Here is a 22,869-nt window from a genome sequence, read left to right as displayed (position 1 = left end):
CAAAAGAAAACTGTAAAATTTGTTAGCTACATAGGGAGAAATATGATATAATAAAAAAAGCAAGACTACTGAGAAGGGGTGATGACATGAGAAAGAAAGAAATGATAGCAATGTTGCTGGCAGGAGGACAAGGCAGCAGACTTGGAGTTCTCACAGCAAAAGTTGCAAAGCCAGCCGTTGCATTTGGAGGTAAATATCGCATTATTGACTTCCCGCTCAGCAACTGCATTAATTCTGGAATTGATACAGTCGGAGTATTGACGCAGTATCAGCCACTGAGACTGAACGCACACATTGGAATCGGTATTCCTTGGGATCTTGATCGTAATTACGGAGGAGTAACGGTTCTTCCACCATATGAAAGAAGCGGAAGCAGTGAATGGTATTCGGGTACTGCTAATGCAATTTATCAGAATCTGGATTATATGGAACAGTTTGATCCGGACTACGTACTGATCTTATCAGGTGACCACATTTACAAGATGGATTATGAGGTGATGCTTGATTATCATAAGGCTAATAATGCAGACGTGACAATCGCAGCGATGCCGGTACCAATGGAAGAAGCCAGCCGTTTTGGAATCGTAATCGCAGACGAAGACGGAAGAATTCAGGAATTCCAGGAAAAACCTGCAGAGCCTAAGAGCAATCTGGCATCTATGGGAATCTACATTTTCTCGTGGAAAGCGTTAAAAGAGGCGCTTGAGACATTAAAGGACGAGCCGGGATGTGACTTTGGAAAACATATTATTCCATATTGTCATGACAAAGGTGAGAGATTATTTGCATATGAATACAATGGATATTGGAAAGATGTAGGAACACTTGGCTCATATTGGGAAGCGAATATGGAGCTTATAGATATCATACCGGAGTTTAATCTTTATGAAGAATTCTGGAAGATCTATACTAACAGTGAGATCCTTCCGCCACAGTATATTTCAGCACAGTCCGTGATCGACAGAAGCATTATCTGTAACGGAGCGGAAGTTTACGGTGAGGTACATAACAGTATCATTGGTTCCGGAGTAATTATCGGTGAGGGAACAGTGGTTCGCGATTCGATCATTATGAAGGATGCAAGAATTGGAAAGAACTGTGTTGTGGACAAGTCTATCATTGCCGAGAGCTGTGAGGTTGGTGACAATGTTACATTTGGTATTGGTAGTGATGTGCCGAATAAGTTAAAACCGGCGATCTACTCATTTGGACTTGTTGCAGTCGGTGAAAAATCTGTGATACCAGGTGGTGTGCAGATTGGAAAGAATACTGCTATCAGTGGTGTGACATCCAAAGATGATTACCCGAATGGAATACTGGAAAGTGGAGAAACATTGATAAAGGCAGGTGAGCGAGTATGAGAGCAGTAGGTATTATTTTAGCAGGTGGTAACAGCAATAAGATGCGTGAACTGACGCATAAAAGAGCAGTGGCAGCGATGCCGATCGCAGGAAGTTACAGAGCCATTGACTTTGCGCTCAGTAACATGTCTAACTCTCATATTCAGAAGGTTGCAGTTCTGACGCAGTATAATGCCCGTTCGTTAAATGAACACCTGAATTCATCCAAATGGTGGGATTTCGGTAGAAAACAGGGTGGATTGTTCGTATTTACGCCAACAATCACAGCAGAAAACGGATACTGGTATCGTGGAACAGCAGATGCGATCTATCAGAATCTGGATTTCTTAAAGAGATGTCATGAACCTTATGTAATCATTACATCAGGTGATGCCGTATATAAGATGGATTATAACAAAGTACTGGAATATCATATTGAGAAAAAAGCAGATATTACAGTCGTTTGCAAAGAACTTGGTCCGAACGAAGATGCGAGCCGCTTTGGAACGATCAAGATGAATGATTCCATGCGTATTGAAGAGTTTGAAGAAAAGCCGATGGTGGCACAGTCACAGATTGTATCGACTGGTATCTATGTAATCAGAAGACGCCAGCTGATCGACCTGATCGAACACTGCGCAGAGGATGACAGACATGATTTTGTGACCGATATTCTGATCAGATATAAGAATCTGAAGAAGATCTACGGTTATAAAATAAAAGACTACTGGAGCAACATATCAACCGTGGATGCTTATTATCAGACAAATATGGATTTCCTGAAACCGGAAGTCCGGAATTACTTCTTCCGTCAGCAGCCAAGTATCTATTCCAAGGTAAGTGACCTGCCGCCGGCAAAATACAATCCGGGCGCGATGGTTAAAAACAGCCTTGTGGCAAGCGGAAGCATTATTAATGGAACAGTTGAGAATTCGATTCTTTTCAAGAAGACATTCGTGGGGAACAATTGTGTCATTAAAAATTCCATCATTTTGAATGATGTCTATCTTGGGGACAATGTATACATTGAAAACTGTATTGTTGAAAGCCGGGATACAATTAGAGCAAATACACGCTATGTTGGTGAAGATGGCGTGAAAGTAGTGGTAGAAAAAAATGAGAGGTATGCACTTTAAGAAAAAAGATCAGTGCAAAGGCTAGAAGAAAGGGGCTAGAAAAACATGCAGATTACAGATGTAAGAGTACGAAAAGTAGCAAAGGAGGGCAAGCTTAAAGCTGTCGTTTCTATTACCATGGATGAGGAATTTGTGGTACATGATATTAAGGTAATTGAAGGAGAGAAAGGTCTTTTCATCGCAATGCCAAGCAAAAAAGCATTAGATGGAGAATATAGAGATATTGCACATCCAATCAATTCAGGAACAAGAGAGCGCATTCAGAATATTATCCTCGAGAAATATGAAGAAGCGTTAGCTGAGGATGCAGCAGAAGCATAGAGTGTATCGAGTGGATATATCGGGGGAACAGAACGAAGCACATAGGCTATATGCGCTGTGAAGAGTTCTCCGTTGTTATATGGTATATGTATCGGCAAAAAAGGAGTGAATCGAGAGGTCAATGTCAATAAGTTAAGATGACATTGATCGAAAGGTTCACTCCTTTTTGTGGTCGGTGTGTCCAACAAAGCCGGACCACATTTTTATACCAAAGTATGCAAGCGAAGCTGCCAGTGGCAGGTTCGCTGTATGCCAAAGCATGCAAGAGAAGTTGCCAGTGGCAAGTTCTCTGTATAAGGAACTATTAGTGTCAGGTACTGTAAAATTCCAGGCTGATATCATAAGTTAGCTGGGATCAGCGTCTAATTGAAAATGCATCGGTTTGTGCGTAACCGGATGCTTAAAATCCAGTTTATAAGCACATAACCGGATTGTCTGCCATCCTTTTGTGTCGGCAAGATCCGGATTGTATTTTGTATCTCCAACAATCGGAGAGCCGATGGAGGAAAGCTGTACACGGATCTGATGGTGGCGGCCGGTATCCAGATGAACTTCCAGCTCTGAGCCATGAAAATCCGTGTTTTTTGAGGCGGAGCCATCCGATTGCAGGTTAGTGTTCGAAATGTGATTGATTTTGGCGTTGTCTGGTGCCGTAAATAACCAATTGCAAAGTGGAACGGTATGATAATGAAGTCTTGCAATTTTTGCACCATTTTCTTTTGAAGAGCAGATTCTGGATGTATTCGTTCTTGCGTCTTTTACCATATAATTTTCTAATGTGCCTTCATCCTGTGCAGGTGTATTTGTAACAAGTGCCCGGTAATATTTCCCGAATCCCTGATTCTGAAGCTGCTTATTGAGATCTTTGGCAGCGGCAGGTGTCTTGGCGAAGACAAGAATACCGGCAACGGGCTGGTCCAGCCTGTGGATGACAGCGAGATACGGTTCGCCGGAAGATTTGCCGTGTGTACCGGATTTTGCGGAATCAGTTGAATTCTTGGCAAGATGATTCTTGATCAGACTGACCATGTCCGGATAGCGGATGCTTTTGCTCTGGGTAGCGATGCCATGTGGTTTGATGCAGACCAGAATGTATGGATCTTCATATAATATATTTAAAGTAGCCATATACTTCTCCTTTGTTAAAATCAATGTTATGATGTGAACGTTAAAAGTAAAGTTTGTAATTTACATTATGTTATATTATTAAATCATGGAGAGAAAAAAACTGCAAGAAGTTGGGGAGAAAAGAGAAAATCATATGATGCTGCAATAACTGAAATATGCAATTTTAGCTGCAGAATGCAAATGTTCTGGAAAACGGAGATCGGTTGAGTGGAAAACTTGGATAGAAGTAATCTCTTGACAAAACCTACCTCTTGGATTAAAATAATTGACAATTCAACATTTTTATAATGATTTTATGGTGATGAAGAGAATTAGTATATGCGAAACCAGCCGCAGAGAGGATATCAGATGGTGTGAGATATCTGCTGTTAATCACATAGAACCGGTCTTGGAGCCACTGCATGAAAATGCAGCGTGTCAGCCAGCGTTAATGGCCAATGAAGAGAGCTGCGAAAGGGTCGCAGTTAACTAGGGTGGTACCGCCGAGCTTTTCGGTCCCTTTTTCGGGGAGTCGAAAGGCCCGGCGTTTTTTTATTGCACAGACATCCGCAAGAGGAGGTTGGCAGTAGAATATATAAAAAATCCAGGTTTTATAGCTCCCGGCAAAAAAATAACGTGGAATAAGGATTTCACCAAAATGAAAAGGAGAAGAGAAACATGGCAAAGGAAAAATTAGTCAAAAACATTACATCTCGTGATGAAGATTTCGCACAGTGGTACACAGACGTTGTACGTGAGGCAAATCTTTGTGATTATTCAAGCGTAAAAGGATGCATGAACTATTTACCAAACGGTTATGCAATCTGGGAACTGATCCAGTCAGACCTGGACAGACGTTTTAAAGAAACAGGAGTTGAAAACGTATATCTGCCAATGCTGGTTCCAGAGTCACTGCTTGAAAAAGAAGCAGATCACGTAGAAGGATTTGCACCGGAAGTAGCATGGGTAACACACGGTGGAATGGAAAGACTGCAGGAAAGATTATGTGTACGCCCTACATCAGAGACATTATTCTGTGATCTTTGGTCAAAAACAGTAAAATCATACAGAGATCTTCCAAAGGTATGGAACCAGTGGAACTCTGTTCTTCGTTGGGAGAAGACAACAAGACCTTTCCTTCGTTCAAGAGAATTCTTATGGCAGGAAGGCCACACACTTCATGCAACATATGAAGAGGCAGAAGAAAGAACAATCCAGATGTGGGAAGTTTATAAAGACTGCTACAAAGAGACAATGGCTATTCCATTCGTAGCTGGAAGAAAGGCAGAGCATGAGAAATTTGCCGGAGCGGAAGACACATACACGATCGAAGCGCTGATGCACGACGGAAAAGCACTGCAGTCTGCAACAAGCCACTTCTTCGGAAGTGCTTTCCCAGATGCATTTGGAATCAAATATGTAGATAAGAACAACGAACTGCACAGTGCATACGAGACATCATGGGGATGGTCTACAAGAAGTATCGGAGCCCTGATCATGGTTCATGGTGATGATGACGGACTGGTACTGCCGCCACATGTAGCACCGGTTGAATGTAGAATCATTCCAATCGCTCAGCATAAAGAGGGGGTACTTGACAGATCTTACGCACTGCTTGATGAACTGAAAAAAGCAGGATACAGAGTTAAAATTGATGATTCTGATAAGAGTACAGGATGGAAATTCTCTGAGCAGGAGATCCTTGGTATCCCGACACGTATCGAGATCGGACCAAAGGATATTGAGAAGAACCAGGTTGTTGTGGTACGTCGTGACAACCGTGAGAAGATCGTTGTATCTCTCGATGAGATCGCAGTAAAACTCCGCGAGATCTTAGAGCAGGAGCAGCAGGATATGTACAACAGAGCAGAGGAATTCCTGAACAGTCATATCGATACAGCTACAACAATGGATGAGATGGTTGAGAAGTTCAAAGCCAACCGTGGATTTGTAAAAGCATGCTGGTGTGGAGATCCGGAATGTGAAGGAGAAGTAAAATACAACACAGGCGGAGCTGCTACAAGATGTCTGATCGAAGATGAAGAATTCATTTCCGATAAGTGTATCTGGTGTGGAAAACCTGCAAAACATATGGCTTACTGGGGTAAATCATACTAAATTAAAAAAGGGACGGAGTTTTTTTAAAAAACCTCCGTCCCAAATTAAAAATGCCCTGTCCCTTTTTGAAGGGAGAGGAAAAATAATTTGCCAAGAAAACCAAGGGAAAAGAGCAGTACAGGAATTTATCATGTAACAAACCGTGGTATAAATAAACTTCCTATATTTAATAGCAACCGAGGGAAAACTAGATTTCAGAATCTATTAAAAAAGTATAAAGAAGAATATGATGTGCAAATCTACGCATATTGTATTATGTCGAATCATTTTCATTTACTTATAAAGGCTGATTTGGAAGAATTAGCTTCTTTTATGGCTAAAATCTTAGCTGCTTACGCAATTTATTATAATCAATTTCATCAAAGAAAAGGCTATGTATTCGAAGGAAGATATAAAAGTCAATGTATAGAAACGGAAAGTTATTTTTGGAATTGTCTTCGTTATATACATAGGAATCCAATTAAGGCGAATATATGCAAAACAATAGATGGCTATAAATATAGTAGCATGGGTGAATATTATAAAGAAAAATCTGTAGAAATTATTATAGATGATACTACGATAAAGATGATTAAAGAAAAATTCAATAAGAAAGAATTTTATGAATTTCATAAAGAAGAAACGGATAAATACATGTTATTTATTGATACGCCAGAAGAAGTGTATACGCAACAAAAGACGAAAGCAGAAATTATATTTGAACAAATGCAAAAAGATTTTCAGATGAAAGGAGAAGAAATTTTGGACGATATTAATGTGCGAAATTTGTTAGATAATATTATAAAGCAATGTTTGAATATTTCACTAAAGAAGGCAAAGAAAATAAGAAATGAAATAGGAAACGATAAGAGAAAATAATAATAAGGGACAGGGCATTTTTAATTTGGGACGGAGGTTTTTTAAAAAAACCCCGTCCCCAGGAAAAATATGATATGATAAATATATTGTAGATAAACGGAGGAATTACGGTGAATAATTTTAGTATAGAATTACCAGAAAATGTAAAATTTATCATACATACATTACAGGCACAGGGGTTTGAGGCCTATGCAGTAGGCGGATGTGTCAGAGATTCCTTCCTTGGGAGAGTACCGGGAGACTGGGATATTACGACGTCTGCGATGCCGGAAGAGACGAAGGGCTTATTCGACAAAACATTTGATACCGGCATCGAGCATGGAACGATTACAGTACTTCTGAACCATGAAGGATATGAGGTTACCACATATAGAATAGATGGAAAATACGAAGACAGCAGACACCCGAAAGAAGTAACATTTACCAGAAACCTAAAAGAAGATCTGCTAAGAAGAGACTTTACGATCAATGCCATGGCATATAATGAGCGTGACGGGCTTGTAGATATATTTGGCGGAATGGAAGATCTGAAAAAGCATATAATCCGCTGTGTCGGCAATGCGAAAGAAAGATTTTCAGAAGATGCACTCAGGATTTTAAGAGGAGTCAGATTTGCAGCGCAGCTGGGATTTGATCTGGAAGAAGAGACAAAAGAAGGAATGCGCCTTCTTGCGCCGACGCTTGCGAATATCAGTGCAGAGAGAATCCAGGTAGAACTGGTAAAGATGCTGACTTCTGACCGGCCGGAACTGATAAGAACGGCATATGAGCTTGGAATTACGAAGATATTCCTTCCGGAGTTTGACCGAATGATGGAGACGGCACAGGAGACACCGCACCACATGTATACAGTAGGGGAACACACGATCCATGCGATGATGAACGTGCGAAATGATAAGATATTAAGACTGACTATGCTGCTGCATGATATGGGAAAACCGGGTTATAAGACGATGGATGCAGAAGGCGTGGCGCATTTTAAGATGCATGCACTCGGCAGTGAAGAGATTGCAAAAACAGTATTAAAAAGACTGAAATTCGACAATGATACCCTGCATAAAGTGACAAGACTTGTCCTGAATCACGATTACCGCATGCCGGCTAAGGCAAAGAATGTAAGAAGAGCCATGAACCAGATTGGGGAAGATATATTCCCATATTATCTGGAAGTACGAAGAGCAGATGTAATGGCGCAGAGTACTTATCAGAGAGAAGAAAAACTAAAGAATCTGACAGAAGTGGAAGAATTATATGCAGAGATTATAAAAAAAGGGCAGTGTGTATCGTTAAAAGAGCTTGCAGTAACCGGACGGGATCTGATACAGGCAGGAATGAAACCGGGGAAAGAGATTGGGGAAACACTTCAGAAGTTATTGGAAGTCGTAATAGAAAATCCGGAACTGAATGAAAAAGAGTGCCTGCTTGATATCTGGCAAAAAGGCGCAAAAAAACAGTAAGATTCCGTGTAAACAGTAACATTATGGATGCAGTCATGAGTGAAAGAAGCTGCAAATAATAGAGAAAAACCGAATATTCCCATCATCTGGCACATACATTTAAACAGAATATGGAATGTAAAGTGCGGGGAATACAGATGCAGGATTTTGAACAAAAAATATTGGAGCAGTATGATATAGAAGTAAACAGCACCCGCAAAGTCAGGGGTGCTGTTTTGTGTGATACGGATAAAGGCTTGTGCCTTTTAAAACAGGTGAATATATCTGAAAAGCGGTTCCCTGCAATTGGTGAATTGTACGAATATCTCATTGAACAGGGGTATACGCAGATTGATTATCCAGTCCGGAATAAAAACGGGACGTATCTGTCTTCTCTGGAAAGTGGAGAAAAGTATATCCTGAAACGGTGGTTTGCGGCAAGGGAATGTGAAGTAAAAAAGAACGCAGAAGTGTTTGAGGCGTCTGGAAATCTGGCAAAACTACATATTCTTATGCGGCATAAGATGGAAAATGAGCCGGCAGCGGGACCTGAACTGTCAGGAAAATATCAGCGGCATAACCGGGAATTAAAAAAGATCCGTCAGTTTTCCAGAAAGGTTGTCAGAAAGGGAGAATTCGAGCTTGCATTTTTGAGGCATTTTGATGAGATGTATGAATGGGCGGAGGCGGCACAGGAGGCTCTTCTGGAGTCTGGTTATGAAAAATTATACCGGGATAGTATGGAGCGGTGCAGCATGATACATGGAGAATATAATTATCATAATGTATTATTTCTGCATGGCAAAATAGCAACGACCAATTTTGAAAAATGCAGACGGGATATTCAGATAGAGGATCTGTATTATTTTCTTCGCAAGGTCATGGAAAAAAATGGATGGAAGATAAGAGTCGGTGATGGAATGCTGAATGCCTATTCTGCGATTCTTCCACTTACACAGGAGGAGATGGCATATCTGAAAGTGAGACTGATCTATCCTGAAAAATTCTGGAAAATAGCGAATTCTTACTATAATACGAATAAAGCATGGGTAGCGGTAAAAAATATAGAAAAACTACAGACCGCAGTCAGGCAGGAAGAGGATAAAAAATACTTCTTAAAAGAAGTGTTTGGATTTACCATTTAAAACCTCGGAAAACCTTGAAAATACAAGGAAAACAAAGGATTTACCTTGACATTCTGTACGAAAACAGGTATAACAGTACGTAAAGGCATTTCATATGACGGGTATGAAAGGTAGCTTTACATTAATGAAAGAATGAAATAATTGAATTCTAAACGTAAACAAGAGGAGGAATATATCCATGAACAAAACAGAACTGATCGCAGCAATTGCTGACCAGGCAGAGTTATCTAAAAAAGATTCTGAGAAAGCTTTAAAAGCATTCATCGATGTTGTAACAGACGAACTGAAGAAAGAGCACAAAGTACAGGTTGTTGGATTTGGTACTTTTGAAGTAAGTAAGAGAGCTGAGAGAGAAGGAAGAAATCCTCAGACAGGCGAGACAATGAAGATCGCTGCTTGCAACGCACCAAAATTCAAAGCTGGTAAAGCTTTAAAGGATGCTATCAACGAGTAGTATTTTATAGATGATTATACCGGAGAGTGTCTGTACGCTCTCCGTTTTTTTATCAAGTATGCCATCGGATACTGAAGAACCGGATGGAAGAGGGAAGACATGAGATTAGACAAATTTTTAAAGGTATCAAGACTGATCAAACGCCGCACCGTAGCAAACGAGGCATGCGATGCAGGAAGAGTGCTGGTCAATGGGAAACCGGCAAAGGCATCTGTAAAGGTAAAAGCCGGAGATATCATAGAGATCCAGTTTGGAACAAGGATTGTTAAAGTAGAAGTTCTTGGAATAAAAGAGACGACAAAAAAAGAAGAAGCCGGAGAACTGTTCAAGTATATTTAACAGGATGTATGCCACATCAGGTATAAAAGCCGGCAGCCTTTCATATGATTATTAAGAAAGGTTGTGATGATTGTGGAGCAGACGGCAGTATCAAAAAATCATAAATTAGTGTTGAACAATAGAAAAAACGGTCTGGTAACAGGCGTTCTGGATGTGCTGTCCTTTAACCTGAACGAAATTCTCCTGGAGACAGAACAGGGGATGCTGATGGTAAAAGGGACGGATCTACATGTGAACCGGGTAAATCTGGAAAAAGGTGAGATTGATTTGTCGGGAAATATAGACAGTGTGGCATATTCAGAGATCCATACGCCGGGAAAACAGGCAGAAAGCCTGTTTGGAAAGCTGTTTCGCTAGCTTTTTACGATCACACAGAAAGCAGGGAGAAGATGGGAATCCAAAGGGAGATCATAGTATTCCTGACCGCAGTTTTGTCCGGTGGAATTGTGCGGCTTATGTATCGGTGCCTGAGCTGTTTCAGGGAGATTGTACATCATACGCACTGGGTGATAGAGCTGGAAGATCTGTTTTACTGGATTGGAACAGCAGTTTTTTTATTTGTTCAGATATATCATATAAGTAACGGTGAGATACGCTGGTATATCATGTTAGGACTTGCGGCTGGGGTAACAGCCATGTCTGTCATTATCGTTCATATGGAAAAGATTTATAGAAAATAGTATACAGGAGAAACGGCATTTTGGCGGAAGCACTTGAAAAAGGACAGTAAAGAAGATAGAATGGAAGTAATGACCAGATGAGTGAACGGGCAGAATGCAAAAATAAGGTGAATAAAACAATGAATGATACAAAACAGAGAAACCGCAAAAAACGGCAGCGCAGGCGTTATCAGAACCATATGCAGAGTGTGCTGGCGATTTGTGCAGTTGTTCTGTTGTTAGCAGTCGTAGTAACAGTGAAAGGTATGGCGATCAAAGAAAAGAATAAAGAATACCTGGCACAGCAGACAGAATTGAAACAGCAGATCAAGGCGGAGAAAGAACGCACAAAAGAGATTGATGAATTAGACAAATATGTCGGAACAGACAAGTACATAGAAGATGTTGCAAAGAACAAGTTAGGACTTGTATATGACAACGAGATTATTTTCAAAGCAAAATAGCAGACAAAAGATAAGCTTCAGGAAAGATTCCTGAAGCTTTTTTCTTTTTTTGAAGCCAAAGTATGCAAGAGAAGCTGGCCAGTTGCCAAAGCATCCGTAATGAGCTGCGAGTGGCAGATTCCCTGTACATTATGAAAAAAGGAGATGAAAAGATGGAAGAGATAAAAGATCAGGAAGTATTTGTGAATCCATACGTTATACAGATGGACAAATTTGCATCTTCTTTGGAGCATTTGTCCAGAACATTTCTGAATATGGAAAAATATAAAGGGACGTTATCAAAAGAAGAACTGGATGAGATGTTCGAAAAGGTAACGGATAAGGTATGTACCGGATGTGACTGGAAAAGGGAGTGCCTCGGCGACCGTAGGGCGAGGACATATCAGATGATGTATGAGATTCTGTGTACGGCAGAAGAATATGGTGCGGAGTTGAATATAGAATTAAAAAGGCGCTTGAAGAGGCAGTGCCAGATGGCACCAAGATTCTTAAGAGAGAGTCTGGAACTATTCGAAAATGCAAAACAGATCCTGTTCTGGAACCACAGGATGATCCAGGCAAGAGAAGGGTATGCAAGACAGCTGACAAGCTTTGCGAAGATGATCCAGTATACAACGAGGGAACTGGATGCCGGTATTTTCCAGGATGATTATCTGGAAAAAAGAATAAAAGCCGCACTGAAAAAAGAAGATATGAAACTTCTCTTTGCAGTCTTTTATATGACATCACAGGGACGATACGAAGTGCATCTGACATTAAAGGCGACAAAAGGAAGAGTTGTATTTGCAAAAGATGTTGCACATTTGGTAGGAAAATGTCTCGGAAAATCCATGATCCCAAGACAGGGGGAGCGTCTGGTCGTGGGTGAAGAATACGGGACGGTTGCATGCATAGAAGGAGCAGTTTTCCAGACGCTGCAGGGAGTTGCCAGAATCGGAAAAGACTGCAGCCAGATATCCGGAGATACATTTCTTATGAAAGATCTTCCGGGCGGAAAAAAGGGAGTGGCGCTTTCGGATGGAATGGGATCGGGAGAAGAAGCGTTCCGTGACAGTACAATGGTGGTAGAGATGTTAGAAGAACTTCTGGAAGCTGGATTTCCGGCAGATACAGCACTGCAGCTTATGAATACGGCCCTTGTGATCGGAAGAGAAGAGGTAAAATTCTGTACCATGGATGTCTGTCTGTTTGATCTGTATCAGGGAAGTTGCGAGTTTGTAAAAGCCGGGGCATGTACAACATTTATAAAAAAAGGAGAAGAAGTCGGAACGGTAAAGTCCACAACACTCCCGATTGGCGTGATCCAGAATATAGAGATCGACAAAGAGAGGATGGATCTGGAGTCCGGAGATTTTGTTATTATGGTGACGGATGGTGTGATGGATGCATTGCCGGTGGGAGACCAGGAAGAGAAGATGATAGAATTTATCAGGAACGAAGAAAGTGTCAATCCCAAAGAATTTGCCCGGAATATATTGGGAGAAGTGCTGAAATGCTCGGGGGAAATGCCGTTAGATGACATGACAATAATGGTGATCGGGATCTGGAGAATTTGACTTTCAAGGTGAAATTATATATATTTAAGGAGATACCAGATTTTAGAGCGTGTTCAAAAAGCATTTTCAGACATGCTCTGATGGAAAGAATATAGAAGGATAAAAAAATGTATCAACGTATAAAGGCATATGTAGAAAAATATCATATGTTGCAGGAAAAGGATCATGTGATTGTGGGCGTATCAGGAGGAGCTGACTCGGTATGCCTTCTTTTCATGCTTATCAGGCTGAAAAAAGTATATAATCTGACATTGACAGCGGTGCATGTACATCACGGTCTGCGTGGAGAAAGCGCAGATGCAGATGAGAGATATGTAAAAAGATTGTGTGAAGAATATGGCGTTGAACTGTATGTGGCACATGAAGATGTAAAAGCTTATGCGGCGGAACAGAAGCTGACCGTCGAAGAAGCGGGAAGAAATGTAAGAAGAGCTGTATTTGAACGGGTGAGAAAGGAAAAGCAGGGAACCAGGATTGCGCTGGCACATCATCAGAATGATAATGCGGAGACATTATTATGGAATCTGAGCAGGGGGTGTGGTCTCCGGGGGATCTGCGGGATCAGCCCGGTTGAAGGTCCTTATATAAGACCGCTGCTTTGCGTAAGGCGCAATGAGATTGAATCGTATCTGGAAGAACAGGGAATCTTGTATTGTACAGATGAGACCAATCTGGAGGATCATTATACAAGAAATCGTATCCGGAATCATGTCATTCCATATCTGGAAGAAGAAATCAACACACAGGCGGTTGAACACATTGCGGAGACGACAGAACTGATGCGTTCGGTTCTTACGTTTGTAGAATCGGAAGTAAGCCGGTGCAGGAAGGTCTGTACGAAGAGTCGGAATGGTCCGGGGTATGCAGAAGTAATGATACTGGAACAGGAATTTCTTAAAGTGCATGAGACGGTGCGGTCATTTCTGATACATGAGGTGCTCTGCGAGGTGGCGGGACACAGGAAAGATATCGAACAGGTGCATGTAAGAATGGTAATGGAATTATTCGGACGGCAGACGGGACGGCAGATCATGCTCCCATATGAAGTTCGTGCAAAGAGGTGCTATGAAGGTGTCAGAATATGCCGGGGAATGCCGGAAGATGGAGGAGAAGAACAAAAGACGGTGATGCGGGTATTCGAAAGAACACCAGGAACCCGTGCATTTCCTAAAAAAGCCTACACGAAATGGTTTGACTATGATATAATTGAAAATACTGTAAAAATAAGACATAAACAGCCTGGAGACTATATCACAATTGATAAAAACGGTGGGACGCAGAGCCTGAAAAAGTATTTTACAAATGTAAAGGTTCCCCGGGAAGACAGAGAGAAGATCTGGCTGGCAGCAGATGGCAGCCACATACTCTGGATCATTGGATACAGGCAGAATCAGGCATATCAGGTTACAGATAAAACCAGAAGAATTCTGGAAATAAAATTAGGCGGAGGAGAAAAAGATGGCAGAGAATGTTAAAGTATTGGTCCCAGAAGAGGATGTTGCAAAGAGAATCAAAGAGCTTGGAGAGCAGATCAGCAAAGACTATGCCGGAAAACAGGTACATCTGATCTGTGTATTAAAGGGCGGCGTGTTCTTTATGTGTGAACTGGCTAAGAGAATTACAGTGCCGGTATCTATGGACTTCATGAGCGTCAGCAGTTACGGTGACGGAACCAAGTCAAACGGTGTAGTTAAGATCGCAAAAGACCTGGATGAAAGCCTGGAAGGAAAAGATGTATTGATCGTAGAGGATATTATCGACTCTGGAAGAACACTGTATTATCTGATGGACATTTTATCTAAGAGAAATCCAAAGAGCATGAAGCTTTGTACATTACTTGATAAACCGGAAAGACGAGTAAAAGACGTGAAAGTAGATTATGTCGGATTCAATATCCCGGATGAATTCGTAGTGGGATATGGTCTTGACTATGCGCAAAGATACAGAAATCTTCCATTCATCGGAGTGGTAGAAGGTGTAGAATAGGCGCGTTACAAGAAAGGAGCCTGAAAATTGAATAATAAGAAAGCGAGAGGACTGAATGGAGCGGTACTTCTGGTGTTTGTGGTATTTTTATTTGCTGCACTGTGGTTCACCAATCAGTTTGATCAACGGGAAAAAGAAATCTCCTGGAAGGAATTTCAACAGCTGGTTCAGAAAGATAAGATTGAATCGGTTGAAGTGAATCAGAATAAGAGCGTTCCGACAGGACGGCTTGAGATTGAGTTAAAAGGAGACGACAGTTCAGATAATATAAGATATCTGTATGTCTCTGATGTAAATGAGATTCAGGATTATCTGAAAGACCAGAATGTGGACTATACTATGCCGGATATTCCACAGGATAGCTGGGCGGCTACAACATTTCTCCCGGTTATCCTTACGCTGCTTGGAGTATTTCTGATCTTTGGTCTTATGAACCGTCAGGGAGGCGGGGCGAATACAAAGGCTATGAACTTTGGAAAGAGCCGTGCAAGACTGAGCACAGACCGTGATAAGAAAGTTACATTTGAACAGGTGGCAGGCCTGGAGGAAGAAAAAGAAGAGCTGGAAGAGATCGTTGATTTCTTAAAATCTCCGAAGAAATATATCCAGGTCGGTGCAAGAATTCCAAAAGGAGTTCTGCTAGTAGGCCCTCCGGGAACCGGTAAAACTTTGCTTGCAAAAGCAGTAGCCGGCGAAGCAGGAGTTCCGTTCTTTACGATTTCCGGATCTGACTTTGTGGAAATGTTTGTCGGTGTCGGAGCATCACGTGTCAGAGACCTGTTCGAGGAAGCGAAGAAGAACGCACCATGTATCATCTTCATCGATGAGATTGATGCAGTTGCAAGACGCCGTGGAACCGGAATGGGCGGTGGCCATGATGAACGAGAGCAGACACTCAATCAGTTACTGGTAGAGATGGATGGATTCGGTGTTAACGAAGGAATCATCGTAATGGCAGCAACGAACCGTGTAGATATCCTCGATCCGGCGATCTTACGTCCGGGACGATTCGACCGTAAAGTTATGGTTGGAAGACCGGATATCAAAGGCCGTGAAGAGATCCTTAAGGTTCATGCAAAAGGTAAACCATTAAGTGAAGAGATTGATCTTCAGCAGATTGCACAGACAACAGCAGGATTCACAGGAGCGGATCTTGAGAACCTTCTGAATGAGGCGGCAATTCTTGCGGCAAAAGATAACAGAGTTTTCTTAAAACAGGATGATATTAAGAAAGCATTTGTAAAAGTCGGAATTGGTGCAGAGAAGAAGAGTCGTGTGATTTCCGAAAAAGAAAGACGGATCACGGCATTCCACGAAGCAGGACACGCAATTTTATTCCATGTGCTTCCGGATGTAGGACCTGTGTACAGTGTATCTATCATTCCGACAGGAAGTGCAGGTGGATATACAATGCCGCTTCCGGAAAAAGACGAAATGTTTAATACAAAAGGAAAAATGCTTCAGGATATTACGGTATCGCTTGGCGGACGTGTAGCCGAAGAGGAAGTGTTTGATGATATTACGACCGGAGCATCCCAGGATATCAAACAGGCAACCGGACTTGCAAAATCCATGGTTACGAAGTTTGGTATGTCAGAAGCAGTTGGACTTATCAACTATGATGATGACAATAATGAGGTGTTTATCGGAAGAGACCTGGCACATACGGCAAGAGGTTATGGTGAAGGTGTAGCCACAGTCATTGACCAGGAAGTAAAAAGAATTATTGATGAATGTTATGACAGAGCACGGCATATTATTAGAAAATATGATGATGTACTGCATGCATGCGCAGATCTTCTGCTGGAAAAAGAGAAGATTTCCAGAGAAGAATTTGAAGCGCTGTTCCCGGAAGATGTATCGGAAGACTAGAAGAAACGCTCCCTTCCGGGGGCAAAAAATGAGAGAGGTGTTAGTTATATGAATAAAGCAGCTTTATTTTGCGATGGAACAGAAGGGTATGTATACCCCCCGGAACCGAAGGAAAACGAACTGGTAACATTCCGGTTCAGAACGGCGAAGGATGATGTAGACAGAGTAGGGCTTGTGACATCAACTGGCACACAGATAATGGAAAAAGAACGCACACAGGGAGAGTTTGATTATTACATCTATGAGACACGTCTGGGAACAGATCCTTTCAGATATTGTTTTGAAGTACAGTCTGGAAAAGAAAAATATTATTATGGACGGTGCGGAGTATCACGTGAGATCCTTGAGTACTATGACTTTGTTGTAGTACCGGGATTTTCCACACCGGACTGGGCAAAAGGAGCGGTTATGTATCAGATATTTACAGACCGCTTTTATAACGGGGATAAGTCCAATGATGTAGAGACGAATGAATATTTTTACATCGGGGATTATTCACAGAAAGTAACAAACTGGGATAAATATCCGGCCAATATGGGTGTGAGGGAATTCTACGGAGGAGACTTACAGGGAGTTATCGACAAACTGGACTACCTGCAGGATCTTGGTGTGGAAGTCCTGTACTTTAATCCATTATTTGTGTCGCCGTCAAATCACAAGTATGATATACAGGATTATGATTATATTGATCCGCATTATGGAAAAATCGTAGATGATGGAGGAGAAGTACTTCCGCAGGGCGTGACTGATAACAGTCAGGCAACGATGTACAAAAAACGTACAACCGGACTTAAGAATCTGGAAGCAAGTAATCAGTTGTTCATTAAGCTGGTAGAAGAATTGCACCGCCGTGGTATGAAGATTATTCTGGATGGAGTCTTCAATCATTGTGGTTCCTTTAACAAATGGATGGACCGTGAGAGAATCTATGAAGGTGAGAAAGATTATGAGCCGGGTGCATATGTATCGGCGGACAGCCCATATAGAAGTTACTTCCGGTTCTTCAAAGAGAACCCGCAGGACTGGCCGTACAACGGCAATTACGACGGATGGTGGGGGCATGATACACTGCCGAAGCTGAATTACGAAGATTCGGTAAAACTGGAAAATTATATTCTCTACATCGGACGAAAATGGGTATCCCCGCCGTATAATGTAGACGGATGGCGTCTGGATGTGGCAGCAGACCTGGGACGCAGTAATTCTTACAACCACAACTTCTGGAAAGATTTCCGAAGAGCAGTAAAACATGCCAATCCAAATGCACTGATCCTTGCAGAACATTACGGTGATCCAAGTGACTGGCTGCGCGGTGATGAGTGGGATACGGTTATGAACTATGATGCATTCATGGAGCCGGTGACCTGGTTCCTTACGGGCATGGAAAAGCACAGCGATGAAGCAAGAGAAGAACTTCTTGGCAATGTTGATAATTTTATCGGATCGATGGCACATCATATGTCGAATATGCTGACACCGTCTCTGCAGGTTGCGATGAATGAACTTTCGAACCATGATCACTCGCGATTCCTGACAAGAACCAATCATATGGTGGGACGTGTGGAACATCTCGGATCAGAGGCTGCGAACGCATATGTGAACAAGGCGGTTATGAGAGAAGCCGTTGTTATGCAGATGACATGGGTAGGAGCTCCGACGGTATATTATGGTGATGAAGCCGGTGTCTGTGGATTCACGGATCCGGATAACAGAAGAACTTATCCGTGGGGCCATGAAGATAAAGAACTGATCGCATTCCACAAAGATGCAATCCGTATCCACAAAGAACATCCGGCGCTTCGGACAGGTTCGCTTAAGATCCTTGGAGGAGAGGAAAATATCTTATCTTATGCAAGATTCAAAGAACATGACCGTGTAGTGGTTGTGATCAATAACGGAAGTGAACGTACGGAAGTAAAGGTTCCGGTATGGGAAGCTGAGATTCCGGCAAAATGCCGTATGAAACGTCTTCTGTATTCTTACAAAGAAGGATACACGACAGAGTACGAAGAGTACATTGTAGAAGACGGCGAAGTGGTTGCTAACATGGGTCCGCATTCTGCACTGATACTTGGTATGAGAAATGATGAAGATCATGACTGGCTGTATATTTTATAAAGTGAAATATGAATGATAATCAGCTCCGGAGATACCGGAAAGCTGTGAATCGATTGAAAAATAAAAAAGATTACCGGAATTCGTTTTTCGTCCGGTAATCTTTTTTGTATATAAAAGTGTGCGTGAGAAGTTGCCGCTGGCAAGTTCTCTTGCATTCGTCAGGCATCCGAAAGGAGCGCTTTCGGATTATTTTGTAAGAACTTCTACACCATGCTCTGTAACCAGAACCATATATTCGATCTGGGCAGAAAGGCCATCGTCATCTGTATAAACGGTCCAGCCATTATCAGCGTCAACATAGAATTCAGGCGTTCCCTGGTTGATCATAGGTTCAATTGTGAACATCATACCAGGAACCAGAACCATCTCGCTTCCCTTTGGAGTTACATAACTTACGAACGGTTCTTCGTGGAATTCAAGACCAATTCCGTGTCCACCGATTTCTTCTACGACAGAGTAACCATTTTCTTTTGCGTGTGTATTGATCGCATAAGCAATGTCTCCAAGGTGTCCCCATGGTTTGGCTGCTTTTAATCCAAGCTCTACACACTCTTTTGTGACACGTACGATGCGCTCAGCCTCCGGAGATACATTGCCGATCATGAACATACGGGAAGCATCTGAAAAATATCCGTTCAGAATAGTCGATACATCTACATTGATGATATCCCCATCGATAATGATCTCATTTTCACTTGGAATACCATGGCAGATCACGTTGTTGATGGAAGTGCATACGCTTTTCGGAAATCCTTCATAGTTCAGTGGAGCCGGGATACCACCGTGCTCGGTTGTAAAATCATATACAAGCTTATCAATCTCAGCAGTACTCATACCTGCGTGAATGTGAGCGGCTACATGATCAAGAACAGCAGTGTTAAGCTCTGCACTTTTTTTGATTGCTTCGATCTGTTCTGGTGTTTTTAATAATGAGCGGTCAGGAACAATCTGGCCTTTGGATGCAAGTGTCCATAATTTTATATCTAACTTATCCACAATAATACCTGCTTTCTACACAAATTTTCCACAAATATTATAGCACGTTTTGGAAAAACGGACAGGGGAATTTTTGTCAATTATGGTTTGGGGACGGGGGTTTTTTAAGAATCCCCCGTCCCCAATGAAAATTCCCCTGTCCCATATTGTGCCGTATCAAAAAATAAGTTATAATTTTACTGGTATTGTATACAGAAAATGGGTAAACTATTATTGTTCACTGTAACGATAAACTTATACACATGCAACATAGAAAGGAGCAGGTATATGTTAAGAATTGGAATGCTTACAAGTGGTGGTGATTGTCAGGCACTGAACGCAGCTATGCGGGGTGTAGTAAAAGGACTTTTTTCAAAACGTGACGATGTGGAGATTTATGGATTCCAGGATGGATATAAAGGACTGATTTATTCGAATTTTCAGATGCTGACTTCGAAAGATTTTTCAGGAATATTGACACTTGGCGGAACGATTCTGGGGACATCCAGACAGCCGTTCAAATTAATGCGCGTTCCGGGCGAGGATGGCCTTGATAAAGTAGAGGCGATGAAGCATACGTACCATAAGCTGAATCTGGATTGTCTGGTGATCCTTGGCGGTAACGGTACACACAAATCAGCAAACATGTTAAGAGAAGAAGGACTGAATGTAGTAACACTTCCTAAGACGATTGATAATGATCTCTGGGGAACGGACATGACATTTGGTTTTCAGAGTGCGGTAGATATCGCAACAGATACAATTGACAGGATTCATACAACTGCTACATCACACAGCCGTGTATTTATTGTAGAGGTTATGGGACACAAAGTCGGCTGGGTAACATTGCATGCAGGAATTGCAGGAGGAGCAGATATTATCCTGCTTCCGGAGATGCCGTATGATATTGATGCAGTGGTAGAGGCAATTGAAAAACGAGGAAAAGCAGGCAAGAGATTTACCATTATTGCGGTTGCAGAAGGAGCAATCTCCAAAGAAGATGCAGCGCTTTCCAAAAAAGAATTAAAAGAGAAAAAGGCAAAGAAGAAATATCCTTCCGTTGCATACGAACTTGCAGAGAGAATCCAGAAGAAAACGGATAAAGAAGTAAGAATTACTGTTCCGGGACATACACAAAGAGGTGGCTCTCCGTGTGCATATGACAGAGTGCTTGCAACAAGACTTGGAGCAGAAGCAGCAAGAGCGATTCTGGAAGAGGATTATGGATGTATGGTGGGTACAAAGAATCAGGATATCATCCGTGTACCACTGTCTGAAGTTGCCGGAAAATTAAAATACGTAGATCCAAAATCGTCAATCATCGAAGAGGCCAGAACAATTGGTATCAGCTTTGGCGATAAATAAGACATCAGAGGAATCTGCGTTAAGACAAGGAGTGTAAAATATGTCATATACGGCATTGTACCGAAAGTTCCGTCCGGATGAATTCGAAGACGTAAAGGGACAGGATGCAATTGTCAGAACTTTAAAGAATCAGATCAACGCAGACAGGATCGGGCATGCATATCTTTTTTGTGGAACCAGGGGAACTGGAAAAACAACGGTTGCAAAGATATTTGCAAAGGCGGTCAACTGCGAGCATCCGGTAGATGGAAGTCCATGCGGGGAATGTGCGATGTGCAGATCGATCGCTGCAGGAACTTCCATGAATGTAATAGAGATTGATGCAGCATCGAATAACGGTGTAGATAACATCCGTGAGATCCGCGAAGAGGTAACGTATCGTCCGACTGAGGGAAAATACAAAGTGTATATCATCGACGAGGTGCATATGCTTTCTATAGGAGCGTTTAATGCATTGTTGAAAACCTTGGAAGAACCGCCGGAATATGTTATATTTATTCTTGCGACAACGGAAGCACATAAGATTCCGATTACAATCTTAAGCCGTTGTCAGAGATATGATTTTAAAAGAATTTCCATTGAGACGATTGCAGCAAGGCTGCGGGAACTGATCGATAAAGAAGGCTGGGATGTGGAAGATAAAGCGGTCCGTTACATCGCGAAGATGGCGGATGGTTCTATGAGAGATTCCTTAAGTCTTCTGGATCAGTGTGCAGCATTCTATATGAATGAGACTCTGACGTATGACCATGTGCTGGAAGTACTTGGAGCTGTTGATACAGAGGTGTTTAGCAGACTGTTAAGGCAGCTCCTTGCTATGGATGTGCATCAGGTGATCGAGACGGTCGATGAACTGGTGATGCAGGGAAGGGAGCTGTCGCAGCTTGCGGCAGATTTTACCTGGTACCTGCGTAACCTATTGCTGGTAAAGAGTTCCGATAACATGGAAGACGTGCTGGATGTATCGACAGAAAACCTGGCACTGTTAAAAGAAGAAGCACAGATGATCGACAGCGACACGCTGATCCGTTACATCCGCATATTTTCAGATCTGACAAATCAGTTGAAGTATGCGACCCAAAAGAGAGTGCTTCTGGAAGTGACGCTGATCAAATTGTGCCGTCCGGCTATGGATCAGAATCGTGATGCATTGCTGGATCGTATCCGCGCAATTGAAAAGCAGCTGGAAGAAGGTGCTTTCGAGGCGCCTGTAAGAGAACGGATTGTATATGAAGCCGGACCACAGGAAAGAAGTGCGCCGAAGCCAAAACCGGAACTACCGCAGGCACTGAATGAAGATGTAAAAGCAGTGGCAAAAGATTTCCGGATGATTATCAATGAAGCTTCCCCGCTTCTTCGTACTTATCTTAAGAAGGCAAGATTAAGTGCGGGGGAAGGGAACAGACTTCTGGTTGTACTGCCGGATGAGCTTAGTGCAAGTGCGGTAGCAACACCGGAGCACAAAGAAGAAATCCAGACACTGATCGAGCAGAAAATCGGAAAAAAAGTAGAGATTGATGTCCGGCAGATGGAAGCCGGGCGCAGGTTCGAGGATCATTTTGTAGATCTGGAAAATATTATTAATATGGAAATAACAGTAGAAGATGAATAGGAGGAAAT

Annotated in this window: 21 protein-coding genes and 1 other annotated feature; of the genes, 19 read left to right on the top strand and 2 right to left on the bottom strand. The window is 42.1% G+C overall.

The genetic code is table 11. From position 1 onward, the window contains the following. Positions 1-86: 86 nt before the first annotated feature. From ACWJAF_RS08290 to spoVG, 3 genes are read left to right on the top strand one after another with little or no spacing between them, the layout of a single operon-like run. Entirely contained in the window at positions 87-1,361 is a 1,275-nt protein-coding gene (locus tag ACWJAF_RS08290; RefSeq protein ID WP_448863190.1) for a glucose-1-phosphate adenylyltransferase, read from the top strand. Further along, entirely contained in the window at positions 1,358-2,476 is a 1,119-nt protein-coding gene (glgD, locus tag ACWJAF_RS08285; protein WP_296030198.1) for a glucose-1-phosphate adenylyltransferase subunit GlgD, read from the top strand. The genes ACWJAF_RS08290 and glgD overlap by 4 nt, the downstream gene beginning before the upstream one ends. Positions 2,477-2,521: 45 nt before the next feature. Beyond that, on the top strand, positions 2,522-2,797 hold the full coding sequence (spoVG, locus tag ACWJAF_RS08280) for a septation regulator SpoVG (protein ID WP_296030196.1): 276 nt from the start codon (positions 2,522-2,524) through the stop codon (positions 2,795-2,797). 345 nt (positions 2,798-3,142) lie between these two features. Here the strand turns inward: spoVG and ACWJAF_RS08275 are convergent, their stop codons facing one another. Next, positions 3,143-3,925, bottom strand: a complete 783-nt coding sequence (locus ACWJAF_RS08275; protein WP_448863188.1) for an RluA family pseudouridine synthase — start codon at positions 3,923-3,925, stop codon at positions 3,143-3,145. A 292-nt stretch (positions 3,926-4,217) separates the two neighbouring features. Further along, positions 4,218-4,428: a binding site (T-box leader), on the top strand. A 154-nt stretch (positions 4,429-4,582) separates the two neighbouring features. On the opposite strand from ACWJAF_RS08275, the gene proS reads away from it, so the two are divergent. From proS to ACWJAF_RS08205, 14 genes are all read left to right on the top strand, one after another. Further along, positions 4,583-6,022 carry a proline--tRNA ligase gene (proS, locus tag ACWJAF_RS08270; protein ID WP_448863187.1) on the top strand — a complete coding sequence of 480 codons (1,440 nt, stop codon included), beginning with the start codon at positions 4,583-4,585 and terminating at the stop codon, positions 6,020-6,022. A gap of 87 nt (positions 6,023-6,109) precedes the next feature. After that, a complete protein-coding gene (locus tag ACWJAF_RS08265) occupies positions 6,110-6,880 on the top strand; it encodes a transposase (protein WP_296030181.1) in 771 nt (256 codons plus the stop codon). Positions 6,881-6,990: 110 nt separating this feature from the next. After that, positions 6,991-8,337 (top strand): CCA tRNA nucleotidyltransferase, encoded by a 1,347-nt coding sequence (locus ACWJAF_RS08260; protein WP_296030178.1) that lies wholly within the window; start codon positions 6,991-6,993, stop codon positions 8,335-8,337. Between the two features lie 110 nt (positions 8,338-8,447). Next, the gene (locus tag ACWJAF_RS08255; RefSeq protein ID WP_448863186.1) at positions 8,448-9,461 is read left to right on the top strand and encodes a CotS family spore coat protein; all 1,014 of its coding nucleotides are present in this window, start codon (positions 8,448-8,450) and stop codon (positions 9,459-9,461) included. A gap of 178 nt (positions 9,462-9,639) precedes the next feature. Further along, complete coding sequence (locus ACWJAF_RS08250; protein ID WP_296030172.1) at positions 9,640-9,915, top strand: HU family DNA-binding protein; 276 nt, start codon at positions 9,640-9,642, stop codon at positions 9,913-9,915. 99 nt (positions 9,916-10,014) lie between these two features. Continuing rightward, the gene (locus tag ACWJAF_RS08245; RefSeq protein WP_448863185.1) at positions 10,015-10,254 is read left to right on the top strand and encodes an RNA-binding S4 domain-containing protein; all 240 of its coding nucleotides are present in this window, start codon (positions 10,015-10,017) and stop codon (positions 10,252-10,254) included. Between the two features lie 66 nt (positions 10,255-10,320). Continuing rightward, positions 10,321-10,611, top strand: a complete 291-nt coding sequence (gene yabP / locus ACWJAF_RS08240; protein WP_296030166.1) for a sporulation protein YabP — start codon at positions 10,321-10,323, stop codon at positions 10,609-10,611. Between the two features lie 32 nt (positions 10,612-10,643). Continuing rightward, on the top strand, positions 10,644-10,934 hold the full coding sequence (gene yabQ / locus ACWJAF_RS08235) for a spore cortex biosynthesis protein YabQ (protein ID WP_448863184.1): 291 nt from the start codon (positions 10,644-10,646) through the stop codon (positions 10,932-10,934). Positions 10,935-11,053: 119 nt separating this feature from the next. Continuing rightward, on the top strand, positions 11,054-11,377 hold the full coding sequence (locus ACWJAF_RS08230) for a septum formation initiator family protein (protein WP_296030162.1): 324 nt from the start codon (positions 11,054-11,056) through the stop codon (positions 11,375-11,377). 152 nt (positions 11,378-11,529) lie between these two features. Further along, positions 11,530-12,933: a SpoIIE family protein phosphatase gene (locus ACWJAF_RS08225; protein ID WP_296030159.1), complete on the top strand. Its 1,404-nt coding sequence runs from the start codon at positions 11,530-11,532 to the stop codon at positions 12,931-12,933. A gap of 107 nt (positions 12,934-13,040) precedes the next feature. Next, positions 13,041-14,408 (top strand): tRNA lysidine(34) synthetase TilS, encoded by a 1,368-nt coding sequence (gene tilS / locus ACWJAF_RS08220; protein ID WP_448863182.1) that lies wholly within the window; start codon positions 13,041-13,043, stop codon positions 14,406-14,408. Next, positions 14,392-14,919 (top strand): hypoxanthine phosphoribosyltransferase, encoded by a 528-nt coding sequence (gene hpt / locus ACWJAF_RS08215; RefSeq protein ID WP_448863181.1) that lies wholly within the window; start codon positions 14,392-14,394, stop codon positions 14,917-14,919. The genes tilS and hpt overlap by 17 nt, the downstream gene beginning before the upstream one ends. A 27-nt stretch (positions 14,920-14,946) precedes the next feature. After that, positions 14,947-16,791 (top strand): ATP-dependent zinc metalloprotease FtsH, encoded by a 1,845-nt coding sequence (ftsH, locus tag ACWJAF_RS08210; protein ID WP_296030151.1) that lies wholly within the window; start codon positions 14,947-14,949, stop codon positions 16,789-16,791. 48 nt (positions 16,792-16,839) lie between these two features. Further along, complete coding sequence (locus tag ACWJAF_RS08205; protein WP_448863180.1) at positions 16,840-18,909, top strand: alpha amylase N-terminal ig-like domain-containing protein; 2,070 nt, start codon at positions 16,840-16,842, stop codon at positions 18,907-18,909. Between the two features lie 186 nt (positions 18,910-19,095). Here ACWJAF_RS08205 and map read toward each other — a convergent pair whose 3' ends face one another. Then, complete coding sequence (map, locus tag ACWJAF_RS08200) at positions 19,096-19,905, bottom strand: type I methionyl aminopeptidase (RefSeq protein ID WP_296030146.1); 810 nt, start codon at positions 19,903-19,905, stop codon at positions 19,096-19,098. Between the two features lie 267 nt (positions 19,906-20,172). Here map and ACWJAF_RS08195 point away from each other — a divergent pair, with 267 nt between their 5' ends. Continuing rightward, a complete protein-coding gene (locus ACWJAF_RS08195; protein ID WP_296030143.1) occupies positions 20,173-21,249 on the top strand; it encodes a 6-phosphofructokinase in 1,077 nt (358 codons plus the stop codon). Between the two features lie 40 nt (positions 21,250-21,289). Further along, the gene (dnaX, locus tag ACWJAF_RS08190; RefSeq protein ID WP_448863179.1) at positions 21,290-22,861 is read left to right on the top strand and encodes a DNA polymerase III subunit gamma/tau; all 1,572 of its coding nucleotides are present in this window, start codon (positions 21,290-21,292) and stop codon (positions 22,859-22,861) included. Positions 22,862-22,869: the final 8 nt, after the last annotated feature.

It is taken from the genome of Dorea sp. (assembly GCF_977044405.1).
Note: the sequence above shows the minus strand (reverse complement) of the source record. Positions and strands in the feature narration are given on the sequence as shown.

Excerpts from the sequence above, each read along its gene's own strand:
- ACWJAF_RS08250 (WP_296030172.1), top strand. The coding sequence starts at position 9,640 with ATGAACAAAACAGAACTGATCGCAGCAATTGCTGACCAGGCAGAGTTA.
- ACWJAF_RS08245 (WP_448863185.1), top strand. The coding sequence starts at position 10,015 with ATGAGATTAGACAAATTTTTAAAGGTATCAAGACTGATCAAACGCCGC.
- glgD (WP_296030198.1), top strand. The coding sequence starts at position 1,358 with ATGAGAGCAGTAGGTATTATTTTAGCAGGTGGTAACAGCAATAAGATG.
- yabQ (WP_448863184.1), top strand. The coding sequence starts at position 10,644 with ATGGGAATCCAAAGGGAGATCATAGTATTCCTGACCGCAGTTTTGTCC.
- spoVG (WP_296030196.1), top strand. The coding sequence starts at position 2,522 with ATGCAGATTACAGATGTAAGAGTACGAAAAGTAGCAAAGGAGGGCAAG.
- proS (WP_448863187.1), top strand. The coding sequence starts at position 4,583 with ATGGCAAAGGAAAAATTAGTCAAAAACATTACATCTCGTGATGAAGAT.
- tilS (WP_448863182.1), top strand. The coding sequence starts at position 13,041 with ATGTATCAACGTATAAAGGCATATGTAGAAAAATATCATATGTTGCAG.
- dnaX (WP_448863179.1), top strand. The coding sequence starts at position 21,290 with ATGTCATATACGGCATTGTACCGAAAGTTCCGTCCGGATGAATTCGAA.
- ACWJAF_RS08205 (WP_448863180.1), top strand. The coding sequence starts at position 16,840 with ATGAATAAAGCAGCTTTATTTTGCGATGGAACAGAAGGGTATGTATAC.
- ACWJAF_RS08225 (WP_296030159.1), top strand. The coding sequence starts at position 11,530 with ATGGAAGAGATAAAAGATCAGGAAGTATTTGTGAATCCATACGTTATA.
- ACWJAF_RS08275 (WP_448863188.1), bottom strand. The coding sequence starts at position 3,925 with ATGGCTACTTTAAATATATTATATGAAGATCCATACATTCTGGTCTGC.
- ACWJAF_RS08195 (WP_296030143.1), top strand. The coding sequence starts at position 20,173 with ATGTTAAGAATTGGAATGCTTACAAGTGGTGGTGATTGTCAGGCACTG.
- ACWJAF_RS08230 (WP_296030162.1), top strand. The coding sequence starts at position 11,054 with ATGAATGATACAAAACAGAGAAACCGCAAAAAACGGCAGCGCAGGCGT.
- yabP (WP_296030166.1), top strand. The coding sequence starts at position 10,321 with ATGATTGTGGAGCAGACGGCAGTATCAAAAAATCATAAATTAGTGTTG.
- ACWJAF_RS08255 (WP_448863186.1), top strand. The coding sequence starts at position 8,448 with ATGGAATGTAAAGTGCGGGGAATACAGATGCAGGATTTTGAACAAAAA.
- ACWJAF_RS08290 (WP_448863190.1), top strand. The coding sequence starts at position 87 with ATGAGAAAGAAAGAAATGATAGCAATGTTGCTGGCAGGAGGACAAGGC.
- hpt (WP_448863181.1), top strand. The coding sequence starts at position 14,392 with ATGGCAGAGAATGTTAAAGTATTGGTCCCAGAAGAGGATGTTGCAAAG.